Annotated in this window: 13 protein-coding genes, 2 tRNA genes and 1 pseudogene; 8 read left to right on the top strand and 8 right to left on the bottom strand. The window is 33.8% G+C overall.

Annotated features, from left to right (window positions below; genetic code table 11):
• Window position 1: 1 nt before the first annotated feature.
• A complete protein-coding gene (locus J2W48_RS12390; RefSeq protein WP_310281781.1) occupies window positions 2-571 on the top strand; it encodes a hypothetical protein in 570 nt (189 codons plus the stop codon).
• Here the strand turns inward: J2W48_RS12390 and J2W48_RS12385 are convergent.
• Together J2W48_RS12385 and polA are read right to left on the bottom strand one after the other, a co-directional pair.
• Window positions 568-1176: a M15 family metallopeptidase gene (locus J2W48_RS12385; protein WP_409025176.1), complete on the bottom strand. Its 609-nt coding sequence runs from the start codon at window positions 1174-1176 to the stop codon at window positions 568-570. The two genes, J2W48_RS12390 and J2W48_RS12385, sit on opposite strands and share 4 nt — an antisense overlap.
• Window positions 1177-1519: 343 nt before the next feature.
• Window positions 1520-4360, bottom strand: coding sequence for a DNA polymerase I (polA, locus tag J2W48_RS12380; RefSeq protein WP_310281779.1), 2841 nt, complete (start codon window positions 4358-4360; stop codon window positions 1520-1522).
• A gap of 197 nt (window positions 4361-4557) precedes the next feature.
• Here polA and J2W48_RS12375 point away from each other — a divergent pair, with 197 nt between their 5' ends.
• Together J2W48_RS12375 and J2W48_RS12370 are read left to right on the top strand one after the other, a co-directional pair.
• On the top strand, window positions 4558-5793 hold the full coding sequence (locus J2W48_RS12375) for a metallophosphoesterase (RefSeq protein ID WP_310281777.1): 1236 nt from the start codon (window positions 4558-4560) through the stop codon (window positions 5791-5793).
• A gap of 72 nt (window positions 5794-5865) precedes the next feature.
• Window positions 5866-6168, top strand: a complete 303-nt coding sequence (locus tag J2W48_RS12370; protein WP_310281773.1) for a thioredoxin family protein — start codon at window positions 5866-5868, stop codon at window positions 6166-6168.
• Between the two features lie 26 nt (window positions 6169-6194).
• Here J2W48_RS12370 and J2W48_RS12365 read toward each other — a convergent pair whose 3' ends face one another.
• Window positions 6195-6833 (bottom strand): polysaccharide deacetylase family protein, encoded by a 639-nt coding sequence (locus tag J2W48_RS12365; protein ID WP_310281770.1) that lies wholly within the window; start codon window positions 6831-6833, stop codon window positions 6195-6197.
• An 89-nt stretch (window positions 6834-6922) separates the two neighbouring features.
• The gene (locus tag J2W48_RS12360) at window positions 6923-10204 is read right to left on the bottom strand and encodes a glycosyltransferase family 117 protein (protein ID WP_310281765.1); all 3282 of its coding nucleotides are present in this window, start codon (window positions 10202-10204) and stop codon (window positions 6923-6925) included.
• A gap of 244 nt (window positions 10205-10448) precedes the next feature.
• Between J2W48_RS12360 and J2W48_RS12355 the strand changes: the two genes are divergently transcribed.
• Both J2W48_RS12355 and J2W48_RS12350 read left to right on the top strand, forming a co-directional pair.
• Window positions 10449-10519: transfer RNA gene (locus tag J2W48_RS12355), tRNA-Gln, on the top strand.
• A 548-nt stretch (window positions 10520-11067) separates the two neighbouring features.
• Window positions 11068-11148, top strand: a pseudogene (locus tag J2W48_RS12350) (transposase); the annotation flags it as partial.
• An 84-nt stretch (window positions 11149-11232) separates the two neighbouring features.
• Here the strand turns inward: J2W48_RS12350 and J2W48_RS12345 are convergent.
• From J2W48_RS12345 to J2W48_RS12330, 4 genes are all read right to left on the bottom strand, one after another.
• Window positions 11233-11306 (bottom strand) — tRNA-His (locus J2W48_RS12345).
• Between the two features lie 64 nt (window positions 11307-11370).
• Window positions 11371-12087 carry a bacillithiol biosynthesis deacetylase BshB1 gene (gene bshB1 / locus J2W48_RS12340; protein WP_310281762.1) on the bottom strand — a complete coding sequence of 239 codons (717 nt, stop codon included), beginning with the start codon at window positions 12085-12087 and terminating at the stop codon, window positions 11371-11373.
• A 72-nt stretch (window positions 12088-12159) separates the two neighbouring features.
• Complete coding sequence (locus tag J2W48_RS12335; RefSeq protein ID WP_310281760.1) at window positions 12160-13227, bottom strand: chorismate-binding protein; 1068 nt, start codon at window positions 13225-13227, stop codon at window positions 12160-12162.
• Window positions 13228-13231: 4 nt separating this feature from the next.
• On the bottom strand, window positions 13232-13663 hold the full coding sequence (locus J2W48_RS12330) for a PaaI family thioesterase (protein ID WP_310281756.1): 432 nt from the start codon (window positions 13661-13663) through the stop codon (window positions 13232-13234).
• Between the two features lie 129 nt (window positions 13664-13792).
• On the opposite strand from J2W48_RS12330, the gene J2W48_RS12325 reads away from it, so the two are divergent.
• From J2W48_RS12325 to purL, 3 genes are all read left to right on the top strand, one after another.
• On the top strand, window positions 13793-15310 hold the full coding sequence (locus J2W48_RS12325) for a hypothetical protein (RefSeq protein WP_310281753.1): 1518 nt from the start codon (window positions 13793-13795) through the stop codon (window positions 15308-15310).
• 251 nt (window positions 15311-15561) lie between these two features.
• Window positions 15562-17400, top strand: a complete 1839-nt coding sequence (locus J2W48_RS12320) for an endonuclease (RefSeq protein ID WP_310281751.1) — start codon at window positions 15562-15564, stop codon at window positions 17398-17400.
• Window positions 17401-17671: 271 nt separating this feature from the next.
• Window positions 17672-21325: a phosphoribosylformylglycinamidine synthase gene (gene purL / locus J2W48_RS12315; RefSeq protein WP_310281747.1), complete on the top strand. Its 3654-nt coding sequence runs from the start codon at window positions 17672-17674 to the stop codon at window positions 21323-21325.
• Window positions 21326-21730 lie beyond the last annotated feature (405 nt).

The following is a 21730-nucleotide window of genomic DNA, read 5'->3' as shown; positions in this document are numbered from 1 at the left end:
AATGAAACAACTAATTACTCTAACATTTTTTCTATTAACATTTGTGGCATTTGCTCAAAAACCTTGCGAATACAGTACGAATGTAAATGATTCTATCGGTTCTTATAAGGTAACAAATGAATATTTAGTAAGCGAAAAAAACTTTGGCGGTACTTCCAATTATGTTTTCTTTTCGTTGGCAGAAACTGATGGCCAGCCTTCTTTAAACTTACAATTAATACAAAAAAGTAAAGGTTTTATAAAAGCGAATTGTTTTGATAAAAATTCAAAAATATTTTTACAATTACAAAATGGTAAAATTGTAACGTTAATCCAGGCTAACCAGGAAAATTGCGGGACACTTATTCGTGATGACAAAGGTTTTGATAATCGTGTAAACTCTGGAATTTTTATGTTTATGAAAGATAATTATGAAGAGTTAAAAAAATCTCCTATAACCCTTATGCGTATCAAATATCTTACTGATAATGAGGACTATATCATAAAAAGCGAACTCACTTCAGAAATGAATGGCAAAGTATATCATCCTGATACGTATTTTATTGAAAACATAAGATGCATCGAAAATTAGTTACAATCCCATTTTTGATTCGAAACTTTATCTTTTAAACCAGTTTTTAAATTATAATGCCACCATTCAGAATCAAATGAATTGAAGCCATTTTTGATCATGATTTTTTTTAAAAATTTACGATTCGCTTGCACTTCTTTTGAAAGTTTGGTGAAATTATGACTCGCCTGAGGTCCAAAAAAATCAAAAGGAGTTCCCATATCCAGTTCTTTGCCATTAGCATCAACAAGTGAAATATCAACGGCTCCTCCTCTATTGTGGATGGAGCCTTTTTTTGGATCGGCAACATATTTGGGATCAGAAACAATTTCCCACATCTTATTTTGAATAGATAGAGGTCTGTAGCAATCAAAAAGCTTTATTTTAAAGCCTTTTTTCATAAAATCCTTATTGGCTTCAACAAGTGACTGAACAGTCTTTAAACGCAACAGACATTCAGCGCAATCATAAACTTTCGCTTTCAAAAAATTATCTTCCGTAGCATATTTCATATCATAGATAAAATCCTGACTATATTCTTTTAAATTAACAAAAGTAGTATCAGGTATTGATTCAGTTTTATTTTGGGCAATTATGGTATGAAAATTAAAAAAAATAATTATCAAAAATATAGATTTGGCAATTGAAATCATGAAATAAATTGGTTTTAATTAAAACTATTTTGAGGTGTTCATTTATTTGCTTATTATAATCTCTTGATATAAAACCTTTAGTTCTCATCATTCTGTTTATTAGCAGGTCAAATAGTTTTCTTGTAAATTGACGTATTAATTCGGAACTAAACTGATCTAACCACTTCTGAATATGTTCTTTATATGTCCGGAAAAAAAGTTCTTAACCACAATTTTACTTGAATGAATTATAGTTGCAATTGTTTTGAAAATTTGCCTTAATTGCTGTTATCGAATAAAAAAACGAATAAAATGATTTTTTTCATGTTCTGAATTTCTAATGTGCCTCCAACCAATTTTCACCCAAACCAATTTCAACATCTAATGGTACAGTCATTATAAAAGCATTCTCCATTTCGTATTTGATCATGGGCTGAATTTTTTCTAATTCGTCATTATGCACATCAAACACAAGTTCATCATGTACCTGAAGCAACATTTTTGATTTCCAGTTTTCATTTTTTAATTTTCTATGAATGTTAATCATGGCAATCTTAATCACATCGGCCGCACTTCCCTGAATAGGGGCATTGACAGCATTTCTTTCGGCCGCACTTCTAACTACTGCGTTTGCCGAATTGATATCCTTTAAATAACGACGACGTCCTAAAATGGTTTGAACATATCCTTTTTCCCTTGCAAGCTCTATCTGGTCCTGAATATAGGATTTTAGTTTTGGATAGGATTTGTAATATGCTTCTATCAAAGCAGCACTTTCACTTCTGGACAATGACGTTTGATTGCTCAACCCAAAAGCAGACACACCATAGATGATTCCAAAGTTGACTGTTTTGGCATTACCTCTTTGTTCACGGGAAACTTCATCCAATGGCACATTAAAAACTTTAGCTGCTGTTGCTTTGTGAATATCTTCTCCGTCCTGAAAAGCTTTAATCATGTTTTCTTCGCCACTTAAAGCAGCAATAATTCTTAATTCTATCTGCGAGTAATCAGCAGAAATTAAGGTATGATTTTCATCACGGGCAACAAAGGCTTTACGAATCTGACGACCTCTTTCGGTACGGATTGGAATGTTTTGCAAGTTCGGATTATTAGAACTCAAACGACCTGTAGCTGCAACAGTTTGCATATAATCAGTATGAACGCGCAATGTTTTTTTGTCTACTTGTTCCGGTAAAGCCAGAATATAAGTACTTTGCAATTTTACCATTTGGCGCCAATCCAGAATTTCTTTTACGATCGGGTTGTCATTCGCTAAATAAGTCAAAACTTCTTCACCAGTCGCATATTGACCGGTTTTTGTTTTCTTTTGTTTTGCTCCTCCAATTTTTAGTTTGTCAAATAAAATATCGCCTAATTGCTTCGGAGAAGCCAGGTTGAATTTCTCGCCGGCACTTTCGTAGATTTTTTGTTCCAAAGATTTGATCTCAATATCCATTTCCTTAGACATGGCACTCAGGAATTCAACATCCAGGCGAATACCCTCACGTTCCATATCAGCCAAAACACTCACCAACGGAATTTCGATCTCATCAAATAACTTTTTAGTTTCAGTTTTGTCTAATTCATTGGTAAATATTTCCTTGAGTTGCAATGTGACATCAGCATCTTCGGCGGCATATTCTTTAATTTCTTCTAATGCCACATTACGCATTGAAATTTGATTTTTTCCTTTTTTGCCAATTAAAGTTTCAATTGATTTAGGAGAATATTTTAAATACGTTTCAGCTAAAATATCCATATTATGACGCATATCCGGATTAATCAGGTAATGCGCAATCATGGTATCAAAAAGTTTTCCCTTTACGGTGACGCCATAATTGGAAAGAATTTTTAAATCATATTTTAAATTCTGCCCAATCTTTTCGATATTTTCATTTTCAAAAAACGGAATAAATTTATTGATTAAAACCTGAGCTTCTTCCTGGCTTTCCGGAAACGGAACATAAAATGCTTTCCCTTTTTCATAAGAAAAAGAAATTCCGACTAACTCAGCATTCAAAGCATCTAAACCAGTAGTTTCAGTATCAAAACAAACAGAAGTCTGGTTTAATAAATTTTGTAATAGTAATTTTACCCCCAAATCGCCCTGAACAGCCTGATAAGAATGAGATGTAGTATCTAAAGTATCATAAAATGATGTTCTGGCATTAGGACTTTCGTCTAAGGTTCCGCCACCTCCAAAAAGATCAAATTGATCTTCATTTTTAGGTTGAGGCTTTTTGTATAATTTCGCTTCATCAGCTTTATTTGCCAATTCATTACCGCCGCCAATTTTAAACAAATTATCAAATTGTTCTGCCATTCTTCTAAATTCCAATTCCTGAAAAATAGCATCGGTTTTTTCGATATCCGGACGCGAAAGTTCATAATCGGCTTCATTAAAAATAACATCACAATCACATATTATAGTTGCCAGTTTTTTTGATAAAATTCCTTTTTCTTTATTGGCTTCAATGTTTTCCTTCATTTTTCCTTTCAGCAAGTGTGTGTTATCTAAAAGGTTTTCCATTGAACCAAATTCTTTCAGGAATTTCTTGGCAGTAACCTCCCCTACACCAGGCAATCCCGGAATATTATCGACAGCATCTCCCATCATTCCAAGAAAGTCAATTACCTGCTCAGGCCTTTCAATTTCAAATTTTGCCAAAACTTCAGGAATACCCCAAATTTCGATACCATTTCCCATTCGGGCTGGCTTGTACATAAATATATTTTCAGAAACTAATTGTGCAAAATCCTTATCCGGTGTTACCATATAGACTTTGTAGTTTTCTTTTTCGGCTTGTTTAGCAATTGTTCCAATTAAGTCATCAGCTTCACAGCCTTCTATTTCGATAATTGGAATGTGCATTGCTTTTAATAAATCCTGAATGTACGGAATAGCTATTTTAATGGCTTCAGGCGTTGCATCACGATTAGCTTTATATTCGACAAACATTTCGCTTCTCACATGACTGCCGCCTTTATCAAAAGCAACGGCCAAATGATCCGGTTTCTCGCGTTTTATAACATCTAAAAGTGAGTTCATAAAACCCATAATCGCTGATGTATCCATTCCTTTAGAGTTAATTCGGGGATTTTTTATGAAAGCATAATAACCACGAAAAATTAAGGCATAAGCATCGAGAAGAAAAAGACGTTTTTGAGTTGACATAAAAAAAATATTAGTCTGTAAAAATAAACAATTGGGGTTTAAAAACTAATGTGTTGTTGAAATTATGTCTTGGGTTGAAATAAATTTAAGACAGGAGATTATTTTCATTAAAAAAGCATTGACTTCAAGTTAAATTTTTGATAATAAAAAGCCATAAAATTTCCATTCTTTGTTACTTTGCTTAAAAACTATAACTAATGGCCCTTCGTTTTATAATTCTTTGCGCTCTTTTTTTATGTATTGAGTTTTATTCTTACCAAGCTATCCGTAACCTGATTAAATTAAGATGGTTTCTGATTAGTTATCAGATTATAAGCTTATTTCTTTTAATTTTTATCATCTATTCTTTTACGCAATTTGATCGTTCTGTCGGGCAAACAAAATACACCATGTTTACGATGGGATTAATGCTTTTGGTTTATGTTCCCAAAATTGTAATTACAATTGTTTTACTAGGCGAAGATATTTTTAGGTTAGGAGCCAGTATTTTAAATTATTTCATGTATAATGCTCCTAGATCAGAAATGATGCCTGCTAGACGAAAGTTTGTGAGTCAGCTTGCATTGGGTTTGGCTGCCGTTCCTTTTCTGTCATTAATTTATGGGATTTTTGAAGGGAAATACAATTATAAGGTTTTTAAACAAGCGATTTTTTTTCCTGATTTACCGGATGCTTTTGATGGTTTCAGGATTACTCATATTTCAGATGCTCATAGTGGCAGCTTTGATAATGCTGAAAAAATTAATTATGCTATAGATTTGATTAATGAGCAGGAAGCGGATATGATTTTATTTACCGGGGATATAGTGAATACTCACGCTTCAGAAATGCACCCATGGTTAGATACTTTTAACAGAATAAAAGAATATCAGTATGGGAAGTTTTCAGTTTTAGGAAATCATGATTATGGAGAATATGTTACATGGCCATCTGAAAAGCAAAAAAATGAAAATTTTGAGGCAATAAAAACCCTTTACGACCAAATAGGGTTTAAGCTTCTCCTAAACGAACATACTTATATTCAGAAGGGGAATGATAAAATAGCTTTAATTGGAGTTGAGAATTGGGGAAAAAACTTTAAAATGGCAGGGGATTTAAACAAAGCCTCCTTAGAAGTTGATCAGGACGATTTTAAGGTTTTAATGAGTCATGACCCAAGTCATTGGGAATACGAAATAAAAGAGCATCCAAAAAACTTTCACTTAACATTATCAGGTCATACTCACGGTATGCAGTTTGGCATAGAAATTCCGGGGTATTTCAAGTGGAGTCTGGCGCAATATATATACAAACAATGGGCAGGGCTTTATGAAAATGTGGGTCGTTACATATATGTTAATCGTGGTTTTGGATTTCATGCTTACCCTGGCAGGGTTGGAATTATGCCAGAAATTACAGTCATAGAACTAAAAAAAGGCAACAACGTGGCTTAATTCGGTAAAAATGCTACATTTGTATAAAGTATCATCTCTTTTAATAGATTTAAAAATTTAATTATTGATTTTATGTCAAAATTTGGAGAACTAATAAATGCTCAGGTTCCGGTACTAATAGACTTTTATACAGACTGGAACGAATCGTCAGTTTCGATGCACCCTGTTATTAAGGATGTTGCCGCAGCACTTGGTGATAAAGCCAAAGTGATAAAAATTGATGTAGATAAAAATCAGGAATTAGCCGATGCTTTACGAATTAAAGGACTTCCTACTTTAATGATATATAAAGATGGACAAATGATCTGGAGACAATCTGGAGAACTGGATGCTAATACCATTATCGGAATCGTCCAGGAGCAGTTTGGTTCATAACAGAGAATATTTTCTTTGTTATATGCTTAGCTAAGGACATCAAACACAAAACCGTTTTCTTTTAAAAAACTCAAAGTTCTGGGTAATGCAAATTTTAAATTTTGTGATGCTTTTATACTATCATGAAAAACAATTACACTTCCTGATTTCACATTTTTTGTTACATTTTTTAAGCATTTTTCAGGACTTATCGTTTGATCAAAATCCGCACTTAAAACATCCCACATTATTATTTTATACCCTAACTTTCGAAGAATTTTAGATTGTTCTTTTTTTATTTTTCCATAAGGAGGACGAAATAACAAAGACTTTGAAATGTACTTTTGAGATAGGATTTCAGCACATTTTTTTACATTTCTAATATATTCATTAGTTTCACTTTTCCATCCATTTATGTGGTTCATGGTATGATTTCCTATTGAATGGTTCTCATTTTTTATCTTTTGGAACAATTCAGGATTCGAATCTATATTTTTTCCAATACAAAAAAAAGTAGCTTTTGCATTGTATTTTCTTAATTCAGTCAAAACCCAATCTGTTACCTGTGGAGTTGGGCCATCATCAAAAGTGAGGTATATTTTCTTTTCATTGTTAGGCATGTCCCAGCAATATTTAGAAAATATCTTTTTGATGAATGCATTTGTTTTAACCCAATAAAAACTCATTTGGAAATATTTAGTGATAAGTAAATATAAAAAATGTAGCGCTATTAATCAATAGCGCTACATTTTTTAATTATTATATTTTATGTTATTTATTCTTTTTCCCTGCCAAAACGTTCAAAAACATTTACATATGTGTTGAAAGTCGTTTTATGGTTATTATAAAACGCCAAATCCTTGTTTTCTTTCATAACCTGAAGTAAACTTCTGTAACGTTCAATGTCTGTTATAATATCAATAGCCAGATCAGATTGATCACCAGGACTTAAAGTCGCATAATAATTAAGATTCTCTTTGTATTTCTGAACCAGTTTATTAAGTAAATCCTGTGCTTTGGCTTTTTCGTCAACCTTATAATAACCATCAGCAAAAGGTTCTACTAATGAATAATACCCAAATTTCTCCAAAGGCATTTTTGTTACAGCCAAATTAATAATATTTTTGGCTTTGTCGGTCTTACCTTCAAGGATAAGCTGATACATTAAACGCGAAAGATTGGTACGATAGGTAATACTGTTTCTTCTGGTTTCAGGATCATGATAAATTTTATCGCTATTGCTATTTCCCCAATCCCATTTCATAACAATATCGTACATTTTATCAGCATCAATTTGTCCCATATCCATTGGTCCTCCGTCTTTTGAACGTGTATTTCGAATAGGAACTAATTTATAAACCATTCCGTCCAGCTGTAAGTAATCCTTTAACCACAAATAGTCTTCATCGTCAAAAGCTCCTCCACTAAAATAAATTGGTCTTTTCCAATTGTTGTTAGCAAGGATGTCCAGCATCATTAAACGATTTTTATAAATAGCTCTTCCTTTGATGTTGATATCCATAAAAGGAACTATGGAATCATTGTATTTAGGATTGACTACTTTATTATCTATGATCTTGTTTTTGTCAACTGTAATTCTGATTTTGTTTGTTGGATAAAAGTGAATTATTTGCCCGTTTTGCAAAGGAACCGTTGATTTAGGGTTTTTAATGAAACTAATAAAATCATTAATGTCCCATCGTGTCTCTACTTTCGGAATATGAGCTACATAATCTAATTTGTCTCCAACATATTCATCATGTTTAAATGATATTGGTAACGGATCCGATTCATAGGATTTGGCTTTCATCTGATCTATATACCAATCCGTCATAAAAAGACTTGTATTTACGATCTTAACATCTGTTCTAAAATGCTCTATTTCCTGTGCGTACCATAAAGGAAAAGTATCATTGTCGCCGATAGTGAACAAAATGGCATTTTTATCGCAAGAACTTAAATAAGCCTTAGCCATTGCAAGAGCAGTATATTTGTTCGACCTGTCATGATCATCCCAGTTTTGTGATGCCATTAAAACTGGTGCAGCCAGCAAACTTGCGGCAATGATAACCGGACCGGCAATTTTTGGTGCAATATATTTTTGAATACTTTCGTACAATGAATAAACCCCAAAGCCTATCCATATCGCAAATACATAAAATGATCCTACAAGTGCATAATCTCTTTCCCTTGGTTCAAAAGGTCTTTCGTTTAAGTAAATTTTTAGTGCGATTCCTGTAAATAAGAATAAGGCTAAAAGGACATAAAAGCTTTTAATATCTTTATTGGCGTGGTACATTAATCCTATTAATCCCAAAATAAAAGGCAGGAAGAAGTAAACATTTCTTCCTTTGTTATTTTGGACATCAGCAGGTAAATTATCCTGTGGTCCCAGATGCAGTGAATCCATAAATTTTATTCCGCTAATCCAGTTGCCGTCCAGATTATCATATTTTCCCTGAATATCACTTTGGCGGCCTACAAAATTCCACATCAAATATCGGATATACATGTATCCGAATTGATATTCAAACATGAAACTAAAATTATCAGCAGTTGTAGGTTTTTCAATAATTAAATAATCTTTGTAGCTTTGCAAGAATTTAACGTAGCCTTCATTGTCAATTTGTTTCTGGGCATAAGCCTGTCTGAATTCAGAAATTGTTTTTTCAACTTCATTACGTAATTGTGCGATAGCTTTATTGTACTCTTCTTCACTTAATTGGCTCGCGTCAATTCCATATTTTGCTAAATCATCTTCATAAGGATAATTAGGATTGAGTCTGAATTTTGGAGGATTAGTGAAATTGATATAATTTTGAATATGACCATTATCAGTACTCCACATTCTTGGCAGAATCGTTTTTTGATTATCATCAGAATTCTGATCTGCATTTTTATAATTGTTGGTAATGATGTATTTACCGGTTTCATAATCTCTTTCGTAGTTGGGCTTTTTATCCAGATAAGGTGTTTTTGCATCTAAACCAGCAAAAACTTCTGTGTATTGAGGTCCATAAAATAAAGGATTGACTCCATATTGTTCACGGTTATAATACGCAAGTACTTCAGCAGCATCAGAAGGCTTATTTTCGTTGATAACCGTATTGGCATTTGCACGGACTGGGAGCATAATCCAGGTTGAGAAACCAATTAAAATGAATAAAATGCAAAGAATAATAGTGTTGTAAAATATGAGCTCTTTTTCTTTGGTATATTTTAATCCAAAATAAAAGAATGCAATAAATAGCATGGCTACAAAAACAGTTCCTGAGTTAAAAGGCAGTCCCATGCTGTTTACCATAAAAACTTCTGTTTTCCCAAAGAAAGCCATTGTTAAAGGCAAAAGCAATTTAAAAATAAACAACAAAATAGCAATAACAACAACATTGGCAATAAGGAAGTTTTTAATTGTAATTTTTTCGTAATGCTTAAAATAATATAGAAATCCTATTGAAGGGATTGTTAACAAAGCCATAAAGTGAACTCCAAATGAAAGTCCGATTACAAGAGAAATGATTAATAACCATTTGTTTCCTTTAGGTGTATACATGTCTTGTTCCCAACGTAATCCAAGCCAAAAAAGTAATGCAATCAACAAAGAAGCCATGGCATATACTTCAGCCTCTACAGCATTAAACCAAAAGCTATCAGAAAAAGTGTAAGCGAGGGCTCCTACTAAAGAACTTCCTAAAATAACAATTGAGTTATTTTGATTTATTTCCGTAAACCGGCCAATCATTTTTTTCAAAATCATAGAAGATGACCAAAACAAAAGTAAAATGGTAAAAGCACTGGAAAATACAGACATCATATTAACCATTAAGGCAATATGCTGGTTGTCTATGGCAAACATGGCAAAAAAAGCGCCCATCATTTGGTATAAAGGTGCTCCGGGCGGGTGACCAACTTCCAATTTAGCGGCTGTAGCAATATATTCGCCACAATCCCAAAAGCTCATAGTAGGTTCAACAGTTAATGTATAAGTAATTAATGCGATTGTAAATGCAAACCAGCCAATAATTGTATTCCATTTATTGAAATTGAATTGTGCCATATTTTGGTATTAAAATTTTGTATGTTTCTATCTTACAAAGAAAATGTTTTTTTATGGAAAGAAACGAGCATTAACAAAAAATTCTACAAAACTCTTTATTGAAAGTAATCAATTGTTTACTAAATACTTGCGATGAAGTTAGCTGTTTTCAAGAAAAAAAAATGAAAAAAAAGTGATTTTTTTTGCCAAAAAGTTTGCGCAAACTAAAAAAAGCTTTAAATTTGCACTCGCTTAACCGCACTACTGGTCTATGGTGTAATGGTAACACAACTGTTTTTGGTGCAGTCTTTCAAGGTTCGAGTCCTTGTAGACCAACTAGTAAAATGAAAAACCCTGTAAATATCAACATTTACAGGGTTTTCTTTTTTGTAGCCTAGCAAATCCCAAATCAAATTCTGGGAAATAACAAAAAGTCAATTTTTGTATTTTAAAATTATTTAGAAATACAGAATTCTTTTATTGACCTTCTCAAGTTGTTATACCAGAAATAATAGTTGAATACTTTGAACTTAACTTCTTATGAAAAAGCAAAAGAGGTTCTTCATTTGCATTCAAAAGAGATTAATTCGATTCCTAAAAATACCGTGATTCTAAATTAAGCTCCAAAGGATTCTTTGAGCAGATGACTATTCAGGATTTCCTATTTGTGGGCATCAGGAATATCTTCTCATATAACTCACAAAAGATGGAGACAGGAAGATACAGGGAAAGTAGTTTTAGAGCTTAAAATTTAGCAGCAACAGAACTTGTGTACCCAGAAGTTTGCGTCTTTTTTAAAAGAGATCAATAGTAGATTCCGTACCAAATGATCGTCATGTTATTACTTCTTTCTATGGTATATCCACAAATACAATATAACGAATCATTATCAAACCATATTAAATTATTTTGACAACAGAAGTACCAATACTTCGGCAGAATCTTTCAATGCAAAAATTTCGTATTGATCCGTTGAATCCATCAATTTTAACGCAGTCAAAAAATCAAACAAAAAAAGCCTTGAATTTCTTCAAGGCTTTAAATTTCTGGGTGGATGACCGGGTTCGAACCGGCGACCCTCGGTACCACAAACCGATGCTCTAACCAGCTGAGCTACAACCACCATTTGCTTAGCGGTGGCAAATATACAACTAATGTTTACTTCTGCAAACAAAAAATTAAAAAAATTACATCAAATTTTCTAAGCTATTGACTGCCAAACATCTTTCTACAGTAAAACCTTCCGCAAAATCTACACCAACCAACCTTCCTAAGTCCTGCGCCCGATAGTTTAAACTTTCCAGAAAATTTTTACTTGTAATGGGTGTTGCAGGCTCTTTAGAATTTGGATCATAAAATTGAGTTTTATAGGCTAAAATGGCTTGTATTTTTTTCTCTTCAAAACCTGTGATATCTACAACAAAATCAGGAGTCAGATTTTTCCACTGAATATAATGATAAACTACTTTGGGTCTCCAGGGTTCCTGTTTTATTCCGTCAATTAAAGTTTCAATTTTCATTAATCCGGATAAAAAACAGGAATCAGAAACCAGTTTACTTCCTTTTCCATGATCTATATGTCGATCATCAACTGCATTGCACAAAACTATCTCAGGTTTATATTTACGAATCATTTTAATAATTTCCAGTTGATGTTTTTCATCATTTATAAAGAAACCATCACGCATAGCTAAATTTTCACGAATCGTAACTCCTAAAATTTTCGCAGCCTCTTTTGCTTCTTCTTTTCTGGTTTCTGCTGTACCCCTGGTTCCTAGTTCACCTCTGGTTAAATCAATAATACCGACTTTTTTGCCAAGCGAAACTTCTTTTAAAATGGTTCCTGCACAGCCTAATTCTACATCGTCCGGGTGTGCACCGAAGGCTAATATATCTAACTTCATATTTTTAAATTTCAATGTCCAAAATCAAATTGATCATTCAATCTCTGGTTTATTTGTAACCTGCACTGTACTCTATTTTATATTCAAAACCCTTTTCATTGTCATTGATTTATTGACGCTTTCCTCCCATTCGTTTTCAGGAATACTTTCTTTTGTGATTCCGCAACCCATGTATAAAGTAGCAGTGTTGTTGTGAATTTGCATACTACGTAAATTTACATACAAATCAGAACTTACGGCATTATGGGCAAAACTGCTGTTTAATTCTCCTAGAAAACCAGTATAAAAAGTTCTGTCGTAATTTTCATTTTCGATAATAAATGCTTTTGCCTTTTTCTTTGGCAAACCACAAACTGCAGGTGTTGGATGCAAGGTATCAATGACTTCCTCTAAAGTAGATTCTTCATTTAGAACTCCCGAAATATCGGTTTTAATATGCCAGATTGATCCCGCTTTGATACTATACGGTTCTGAAACTACAACTGACGTAGCTACCTCATTTAATCTTTTTACAATAAAGTCGGTCACATATTGTTGTTCCTCTTTTTCTTTTTGCTGCCACAAAATCTCAGCTTCTAAATTGGCTTTTTGTGTTCCTGCCAAAGCCGTAGTTTCGAATGAATTTTCCCCCGATTTTAATAATTGCTCCGGCGTTGCCCCTATCCAAAGACCAATTTCAGGATGAAAAAAACAGTACGAGAAAGTTGTGGGATACAAATGAATTAAACGCTGAAAAGTTGTAACATAATCGAAACCGGTTAAATCTACTTTTTCGGATCTCGACAAAACTACTTTTTTGAATTCATCATTTTTAATAGCCTCAATTCCTTTCGAAACCAAATCTTCATATTGAACTTTAGCTTCTGTATCAAAAGGCAAATCATCAATTTCAATCGAATTAAAATTAACTTCAGTTTGTTCGGCACTCATAATTTTAGATTGCTTTTCAGGAATTAAAATTAATTGTGTTTCATCAAAAGAAGCAAAAACGAATCCTTTTTCACTATAATCTGAAACTTTATACAAAATTTCATTTTGCTGTAAAAAAGCAAAAATACTTGATGAATTGGGCTTAGAATAGATCACAAAAGGTAAATTTTGCTCTTGATGTTTTCTTATTGTAGAAAAAAAGTCGTTCATAATTTTATTGGGGGTTCTTTTTCTCTAAAACCATATTAGTGAGTTTGCAAAGTGAAATCAGGTTTCCTTCTTCATCGGTAATTTTAATTTCCCAAAGATGAACACTTCTTCCTTTGTGAATAATTCGTGCTGTACCAAAAACTATTCCTTCGCGAATACTTTTTAAGTGATTCGCCGAAATTTCGATTCCGCGTACTTCCTGCTCTTTTGGATTGATAAAAAAATGTGATGCGGCACTTCCAACACTTTCAGCTAAAGCTACCGAAGCTCCTCCATGCAACAAACCCATTGGTTGATGAACACTTGGATTTACAGGCATTTTCGCCACTAAAAAATCTTCTCCCGCATCTATATATTCGATTTTCAAGGTTTCCATTAAAGTATTTTTTGCAAACTGATTGCAATACTCAATAATTTGTTCTTTGGTATAATTCATCAAAATGGACATTTAAAATCGTAAAATTAAAGAAAAGATGAGATACAAATTCGAAAATACAACTCTAATATTTAAAAATCATATTATAATCAATTTAGTTTTTTGCTATTTTTACAAAAAACAATTTAAATGCGCCATTATTTTACTCTCTTCGTTTTCGGATTACTTTTAGCTGCCAGTTCATGCCGAACTGATTTTGATACTGTTGGCAGTACCGGAGATTTAAAATTTTCAAGGGATACTGTTTATTTGGATACTGTTTTTAAAAATATTGGTTCAAGTACCTATCAGCTAAAAGTCTATAACACGAGCAAAAAAGACATTTCTATCCCAACGATTCAGCTTAAAAAAGGATTGAATTCAAAATACCGAATGACGGTTGACGGTATGGCCGGAAATAATGGGAAAATTTTTAACAATGTAACACTTTTAGCCAAAGACAGTTTATACATTTTTATAGAAACAACGGCAGACATTACTGATGCTGACCCTGCCGATTTTTTATATACGGATGAAATACAGTTTGACAGTGGCGTAAATCTTCAAAAAGTGGCTTTGGTTACCTTAATTCAGGACGCTGTTTTTTTATACCCAAAGCAAAATCCTGACGGAACAAAAGAAAAAATCCAAATTGACGGTAAAGCAATTGATGGTTTTTACCTGGAAGAAAATGATGCTGTAAACGGAAATGAGTTGATTTTCAACAATCAGAAACCTTACGTTATTTATGGATATGCAGGTGTTCCTGAAAACAAAACAGCCACTTTTGAAGCTGGGGTTAGAGTTCATTTCCATTCGAATTCAGGGCTTTTTATAGACAATAAAGCTACACTTCAAATTAGTGGAGAAATATCAACAACTGAAAAATCAGAAAATGAAGTTATTTTTGAAGGAGATCGTTTAGAGCCTGAATTTTCTGATATTCCAGGACAATGGAATTCGGTTATTTTTGCTGACGGAAGCACAAATCATTCGATAAATCATTTCACATTAAAGAATGCTACAATTGGCCTGGATATAAGAAATCAGGACGCTACTACTTTTGAAATTAAAAACACGCAGATTTACAATTGTGCAGAATATGGGATTCTGGCGAAAAATGCCCGTATTAATGGCGAAAATCTTGTCATGAACTATGCCGGTTTCGCAAGCTTATCATGCGTTTATGGTGGAAATTACACGTTTACCCACTGTACTTTTAACAACAATTGGCAAGGGAGTTCACAATTTGCAGTTAACCTGAGCAATAACTTAGCCGGCGCAACTCCTGAAACCAATTCGCTAACTCAGGCGACTTTTAATAATTGTATTATTTATGGTTCAAACTCATATGAATTCAATTTAGACAAAAACACTAATGCTGCTTTTGTCTATCAACTGAATAATTGTTTATTAAAGTTTAGCAGTTCAGGCAACAACCCCCTTTATCAATTTGCTACAGACACAGAGCATTACAATCAAATCATTTTAAATCAGGATCCTAAATTCTATAAAGTTTCTGAGAATAAATTCAATATTGATAAAAACTCAGGCGCTTTCGCGAAAGGAAATCAGGCGTATAGTATTCCGTTTGATATTATTGGAATCGCAAGAACTTCTCCTCCGGATTTAGGGGCTTATCAAAGTCAAGATTTTCCAAAAAAATAAAATTGCTGAAAAGACATTAAATTTTATTGTTTTACAGAGATTTATAAAAAAAACTTTTTAAATGAACATATCTCAACTATATAGCTTAAAAAGTGAACAGTAAGAAAATATATCTAAAATTAAACATCACTTAACATAGTGTATTCATAAAAATAGTAAATTTGATACAATTCGTAGATTAAAATTCTAATAATCAATTTATTGAAAATTAATTTATCGCTATTACTCAACCCAAATTTTAAACAACTTTTATGAAAAAAATCTACTCTTATTTATTGTTGATGTTTGTTACAGTTAGTATTGCACAAATACCTTCTGGCTATTACAATACTGCAACCGGAACAGGTTACACTTTAAAAACACAATTGTACAATATTATTAAAGGACATACCAATAATGGTTATGCAGGCTTGTACACTACTTATCTAACATCTGATGTTGATAATTTTTATGAAAATGACGGAACGATTTTAGACATGTATTCTGAAAATCCATCGGGAACTGACCCTTACACTTATACAACCGGAACTACACAAAGATGCGGAAATTACTCCGTTGAAGGCGATTGTTATAATAGAGAACATATTATTCCGCAATCTGTTTTTAATGAGCAGTCACCAATGGTTGCCGATGCACATTTTATAACGCCTACTGATGGAAAAGTAAACGGAATGCGTTCTAATTATCCACACGGTGTGGTAGGTTCACCAACTTATACTTCGCAAAACGGAAGTAAATTGGGAGGAAATTCAACTTCTGGTTATTCAGGAACTGTTTTTGAACCTATAAATGCTTTTAAAGGTGATATTGCAAGAATGTATTTTTATTTTGCAACCCGTTACGAAAATACTGTTGCAGGTTACTCTTATCCTATGTTTGATGGTACGAGCAATAAAGTATTTACAGCCGCATTCTTAAATATTCTTTTGACCTGGCACGCACAAGATCCTGTAAGTGCAAGAGAAATTACAAGAAACAATGCAATTTATGCGAGACAAAATAACAGAAACCCGTTTATTGATCATCCGGAATATGTGAATCAGATTTGGGGTGGTAGTTCTTCTACAGATTCTCAGGCTCCAACTACTCCAACGAGTTTAGCTTCAACAACAAAAACGTCAACTTCTATTACAGTTGCGTGGAATGCTTCTTCAGATAATGTTGCCGTTACTGGTTATAATGTTTATGCGAATAACGTGCTAAAAAGCACTGTAACTTCTTTAAATTATACCATTACTGGATTAACAGCTTCAACAAGTTACAGCATTTATGTTAAGGCCAGAGATGCAGCAGGAAATACTTCAGCCTCAAGCAATACAATTGCCGTTACAACAAACAGCAGCGGAACAGCAACCGATTTACTTTTCTCTGAATATATTGAAGGTTCAGGAAACAATAAGGCTTTAGAAATCGCTAATAACACCGGAAGTTCTGTTAGTTTATCTGCCTATACCATTAAAAAACAAACCAATGGGGCTGGTTCCTGGAGTACTGGTTTGACATTAAGCGGCACATTGACAACAGGAAGTAAATTTGTAATAGTAAACAGTTCTATTTCTTCAAGCTGTTTTTCTACGAGCGCTGCCAATATTTCGACAACGGCAACGGAATTAACTTTTAACGGAAATGATGCTGTAGGTTTATTCAAAAATGGCGTTTTAATTGATATCATCGGAACTTTTAGCGGCGGAACAGCGAATTTTGCTGCAGATGTGACTTTAAGAAGAAAATCTACTGTAACTTCTCCTTCAACAACATTCAATTTAAGTTCACAATGGGATTCTTATGCCACAGATACTTGCAACAATTTAGCAAGCAAAATGGTTAAACAGGCTGAAGAAGAAATTGTTTCTGATTCCGGTGAAATTATCATTTATCCGAATCCTTCTGATGGAATTTTTTATGTTGGTTTGGAAAATTCAGATACTTCTTATTCGATAGAAATTATTTCATTTGCAGGCCAAAAAGTATTCGAGAAACAAAACACCACAGATTCTGCAATAGCAGTGAATCATCTTGCAAAAGGTATTTATGTAGTTAAAATCACGAAAGATTCTAAAACTCTGATTAAAAAGATAGTAGTCAACTAATTAAAATTAGATTTTTTGTCTGCCACGAAGTCACAATTTTTTTTTATTTCACGCAGGTTTTAAAAAGGTTAGAGCAGATTTATAAATCGTTCTAATCTATATTAAATCTGCAAAATCTGCGTGAAACAAAATCTTTGAGACTTTTTGTCACGCATGAAGAAAACTACCCGAAAAGTGCCTTAACTTTTTTCAAAAGAGTTTGTTTTCAAATTTGCGCTTACTATTTATTTACACTAAATTTGCACCTCAATACAACAAACTACACATCACAATGATCCATTTCTTTGAAAACCAAAGCAAAACTGTTTTTGCCGTACAAACGCAAAACGAAATTTCCGCTCAAGACATTTCAAAATTAAACTGGCTTTTTGCCGACTCTAATAAGATCGAAAAATCCGCACTGACGGATTTTTTTGTTGGTCCCCGTGCCACTATGATCACACCCTGGAGTACAAATGCTGTAGAAATTACTCAGAATATGGGTATTCAGGGCATCATCAGAATCGAAGAATTTCATCCGGCAACAGCTGATTTCAATGATTTTGATCCGATGCTTTCACAAAAATTCAATCAATTAGATCAGGAAATTTTTACTATCAACGTTCAGCCAGAACCCATTTTGGAAATCGATGATATTGCTACTTACAATAAAGTAGAAGGTTTGGCATTAAGCCAGGAAGAAGTTGATTATTTAGATAATCTTGCTGTAAAACTGGGTAGGAAACTAACCGATTCTGAGATTTTTGCTTTCTCTCAAGCCAATTCAGAGCACTGTCGTCACAAGATTTTCAACGGAACTTTTGTAATTGATGGCGAAGAAAAAGAAACTTCTCTTTTTAAATTAATCAAAAAAACATCACAGGAAAATCCTAACGATATAGTATCTGCTTACAAAGACAATGTTGCCTTTGTAAAAGGGCCAAAAGTACAGCAATTTGCACCAAAATCAGCTGATAAACCTGATTATTACGAAATAAAAGAATTTGATTCGGTTTTATCTTTAAAAGCAGAAACACACAATTTTCCAACAACGGTTGAGCCTTTCAACGGAGCTGCAACAGGTTCCGGAGGAGAAATTCGTGACCGTTTAGCGGGTGGCCAGGGTTCTTTACCTTTAGCAGGAACTGCGGTTTATATGACATCTTATTCTCGTTTGAATAATGACAGGAAATGGGAAAATGCAGTTGAAGAAAGAAAATGGCTGTACCAAACCCCAATGGATATTTTAATCAAAGCTTCTAACGGAGCTTCTGATTTTGGAAATAAATTCGGGCAACCACTTATTACAGGTTCAGTTTTAACTTTCGAACATTCAGAAAACGACCGTAAAATTGGTTACGATAAAGTAATCATGCAAGCGGGTGGAATTGGTTACGGAAAACTAGATCAGGCTATCAAAAAGAAACCACAAGAAGGCGACAAAATCGTTATTCTTGGCGGAGAAAATTACAGAATCGGAATGGGAGGTGCTGCGGTATCCTCTGCAGATACTGGTGCTTTTGGTTCAGGAATCGAATTAAATGCGATTCAGCGTTCAAATCCTGAAATGCAAAAACGTGCCGCTAATGCTATTCGTGGTTTAGTAGAAAGCGATCATAACCCAATTGTTTCTATTCATGATCACGGAGCCGGAGGACACTTAAACTGTCTTTCGGAATTAGTAGAAGAAACTGGCGGATTAATCGATTTAGATAAATTACCTGTTGGAGACCCTACACTTTCAGCTAAAGAAATTATCGGAAACGAATCTCAGGAAAGAATGGGATTGGTTATTGGTCAAAAAGATATTGCTATTTTGCAACGAATCGCTGACAGGGAGCGTTCGCCAATGTATCAGGTTGGAGATGTAACGGGAGATCACCGCTTTACTTTCGAATCAAAATCAAATGGTTCAAAACCGATGGATTACGCTTTGGAAGATTTCTTCGGAAGTTCTCCAAAAACGGTTATGAATGATAAAACTATCGATAGAAAATATGCTGATGTAACGTATTCAGCAAATGATTTCGAAAGCTATCTACAAGATGTTTTACGTTTAGAAGCGGTTGCTTCAAAAGACTGGTTAACGAATAAAGTCGACCGTTGTGTGGGTGGAAAAGTTGCCAAACAACAATGTGCAGGACCATTGCAATTGCCTTTGAATAATGTTGGCGTTATGGCTTTGGATTATTTAGGTAAAGAAGGAATCGCCACTTCTATTGGCCACGCTCCTATCGCTGCTTTGATTGATCCGGTTGCAGGAAGCAGAAATGCTATTGCCGAATCGTTGTCAAACATTATCTGGGCGCCTATTAAAGACGGATTAAAAGGTATTTCATTATCTGCCAACTGGATGTGGGCTTGTAAAAACGAAGGTGAAGACGCTCGTTTGTACGCTGCCGTTGAAGGTTGCTCCAAATTTGCAATCGAATTGGGAATCAATATTCCGACAGGAAAAGATTCACTTTCGATGAAACAAAAATATCCAAATGATGAGGTAATTGCGCCGGGAACGGTAATTATTTCTGCTGGTGGAAACTGTACTGAAATTAGAAAAGTAGTAGAACCGGTTTTACAGAAAAACGGAGATTCTATTTATTATATCAATTTGTCTCAGGATAATTACAAATTAGGAGGTTCTTCTTTTGCCCAAATCAGAAATACAATCGGAAACGAAACTTCTACTATAAAAGACGCTTCTTTCTTCAAAAATGCTTTTAATACGATTCAGGAATTAATCGGCGAAAACCAAATTTTAGCAGGTCACGATATCGGAAGCGGTGGTTTGATTACGACTTTATTAGAAATGTGTTTTGCTGATGTAAACCTGGGAGCTAAAATTGATTTCTCTGCTTTTGCAGAAAAAGATGTATTGAAAATCCTTTTCGCAGAAAACATCGGAATCGTTTTCCAGGCAAAAGAAGATGCTGCAGTTGAAGCGAAATTAAGCGCCAACAATATCGAATTTTTCAAATTAGGAAAAGCGACAACTACTGAGACTTTAGACCTTGGACTTTGGACTTTAGACATTCCTAAATACAGAGACATTTGGTTTGAAACTTCTTATTTATTAGATCAAAAACAATCTAAAAACGGAACTGCCAAAGCACGTTTTGAAAACTATAAAAATCAAGCTTTAAATTATACTTTCCCATCTCATTTCACTGGTAAAGCACCTGTAATTGACGCTTCAAAACCAAGACCAAAAGCGGCTATTATTCGTGAAAAAGGAAGTAATTCTGAACGTGAAATGGCAAATGCAATGTACCTGGCAGGATTTGATGTAAAAGACGTTCACATGACCGATTTAATTTCTGGTCGTGAAACTTTGGAAGATATTCAGTTTATTGGTGCTGTTGGAGGATTCTCTAACTCTGATGTTTTAGGTTCTGCAAAAGGTTGGGCCGGAGCGTTCTTATACAACGAAAAAGCAAAAACAGCTTTGGATAATTTCTTTAAAAGAGAAGACACTTTATCTGTCGGAATCTGTAACGGTTGTCAATTGTTTATGGAATTGGAGGTAATTAATCCGGAGCATGAAGTTCACGGAAAAATGCTTCACAACACCAGTCAGAAACACGAAAGTATTTTTACATCTGTGAAAATCCAGGAAAACAATTCGGTTATGCTATCAAGTTTAGCCGGAACTACTTTAGGAGTTTGGGTTTCTCACGGAGAAGGAAAATTCAATTTGCCAATGGGTGAAGAAAACTATAACATTGTTTCTAAATATGCTTACGAAGGATATCCAGCAAACCCTAATGGTTCGCACTACGATGTAGCCATGATGTGCGACAAAACCGGAAGACATCTGGTTACCATGCCTCATATTGAGCGTTCGACTTTTCAATGGAACTGGGCACATTATCCAAAAGACAGAAATGACGAGTTTACGCCTTGGCATGAAGCTTTTATCAATGCCAGAAAATGGATTGAGAAAAACTAAATCTCTCATTATAAAAAATGCCTCAGCTCAATTATAGTTGAGGCATTTTATTTTTTAAATAGCTACAAATTTCTTCTTAATAAATTCTAGGCTTTTGTTGTTCTTCTGCAGAATGTCTTTAATTGGAGTTGGCATTATTTGCTGAGACGAATTACAAATCTCTATGGTTTTTAAATAGTCGATACTTTTTAACCAAAAGAAATCTAATACCATTTAGATATAAAATAATCCGATTTTTTTACTCCTTCTCCTTTGAAGAGGGCTGGAGTAAGGAAAACAAAAAACTGTTTTATATTTAAATGGTATAAGTACTTCTTTGCTAAAATATAGTAAACACAAAATCCACTCCATAATGAATTTGGCTTTTGTGTTTTAACCGCATTGCAAAAGCTATATTTACTCTTT

It is taken from the genome of Flavobacterium piscis, assembly GCF_031457575.1.
Taxonomy (GTDB): Bacteria; Bacteroidota; Bacteroidia; order Flavobacteriales; family Flavobacteriaceae; genus Flavobacterium; species Flavobacterium piscis_A.
This window is presented reverse-complemented; position numbering and strand designations above follow the sequence as displayed.

What these genes read in the sequence shown, in the direction of transcription:
- J2W48_RS12390 (WP_310281781.1), top strand. Translation starts at nt 2, where the DNA reads ATGAAACAACTAATTACTCTAACATTTTTTCTATTAACATTTGTGGCA.
- polA (WP_310281779.1), bottom strand. Translation starts at nt 4,360, where the DNA reads ATGTCAACTCAAAAACGTCTTTTTCTTCTCGATGCTTATGCCTTAATT.
- J2W48_RS12375 (WP_310281777.1), top strand. Translation starts at nt 4,558, where the DNA reads ATGGCCCTTCGTTTTATAATTCTTTGCGCTCTTTTTTTATGTATTGAG.
- J2W48_RS12370 (WP_310281773.1), top strand. Translation starts at nt 5,866, where the DNA reads ATGTCAAAATTTGGAGAACTAATAAATGCTCAGGTTCCGGTACTAATA.
- J2W48_RS12365 (WP_310281770.1), bottom strand. Translation starts at nt 6,833, where the DNA reads ATGAGTTTTTATTGGGTTAAAACAAATGCATTCATCAAAAAGATATTT.
- J2W48_RS12360 (WP_310281765.1), bottom strand. Translation starts at nt 10,204, where the DNA reads ATGGCACAATTCAATTTCAATAAATGGAATACAATTATTGGCTGGTTT.
- bshB1 (WP_310281762.1), bottom strand. Translation starts at nt 12,087, where the DNA reads ATGAAGTTAGATATATTAGCCTTCGGTGCACACCCGGACGATGTAGAA.
- J2W48_RS12335 (WP_310281760.1), bottom strand. Translation starts at nt 13,227, where the DNA reads ATGAACGACTTTTTTTCTACAATAAGAAAACATCAAGAGCAAAATTTA.
- J2W48_RS12330 (WP_310281756.1), bottom strand. Translation starts at nt 13,663, where the DNA reads ATGAATTATACCAAAGAACAAATTATTGAGTATTGCAATCAGTTTGCA.
- J2W48_RS12325 (WP_310281753.1), top strand. Translation starts at nt 13,793, where the DNA reads ATGCGCCATTATTTTACTCTCTTCGTTTTCGGATTACTTTTAGCTGCC.
- J2W48_RS12320 (WP_310281751.1), top strand. Translation starts at nt 15,562, where the DNA reads ATGAAAAAAATCTACTCTTATTTATTGTTGATGTTTGTTACAGTTAGT.
- purL (WP_310281747.1), top strand. Translation starts at nt 17,672, where the DNA reads ATGATCCATTTCTTTGAAAACCAAAGCAAAACTGTTTTTGCCGTACAA.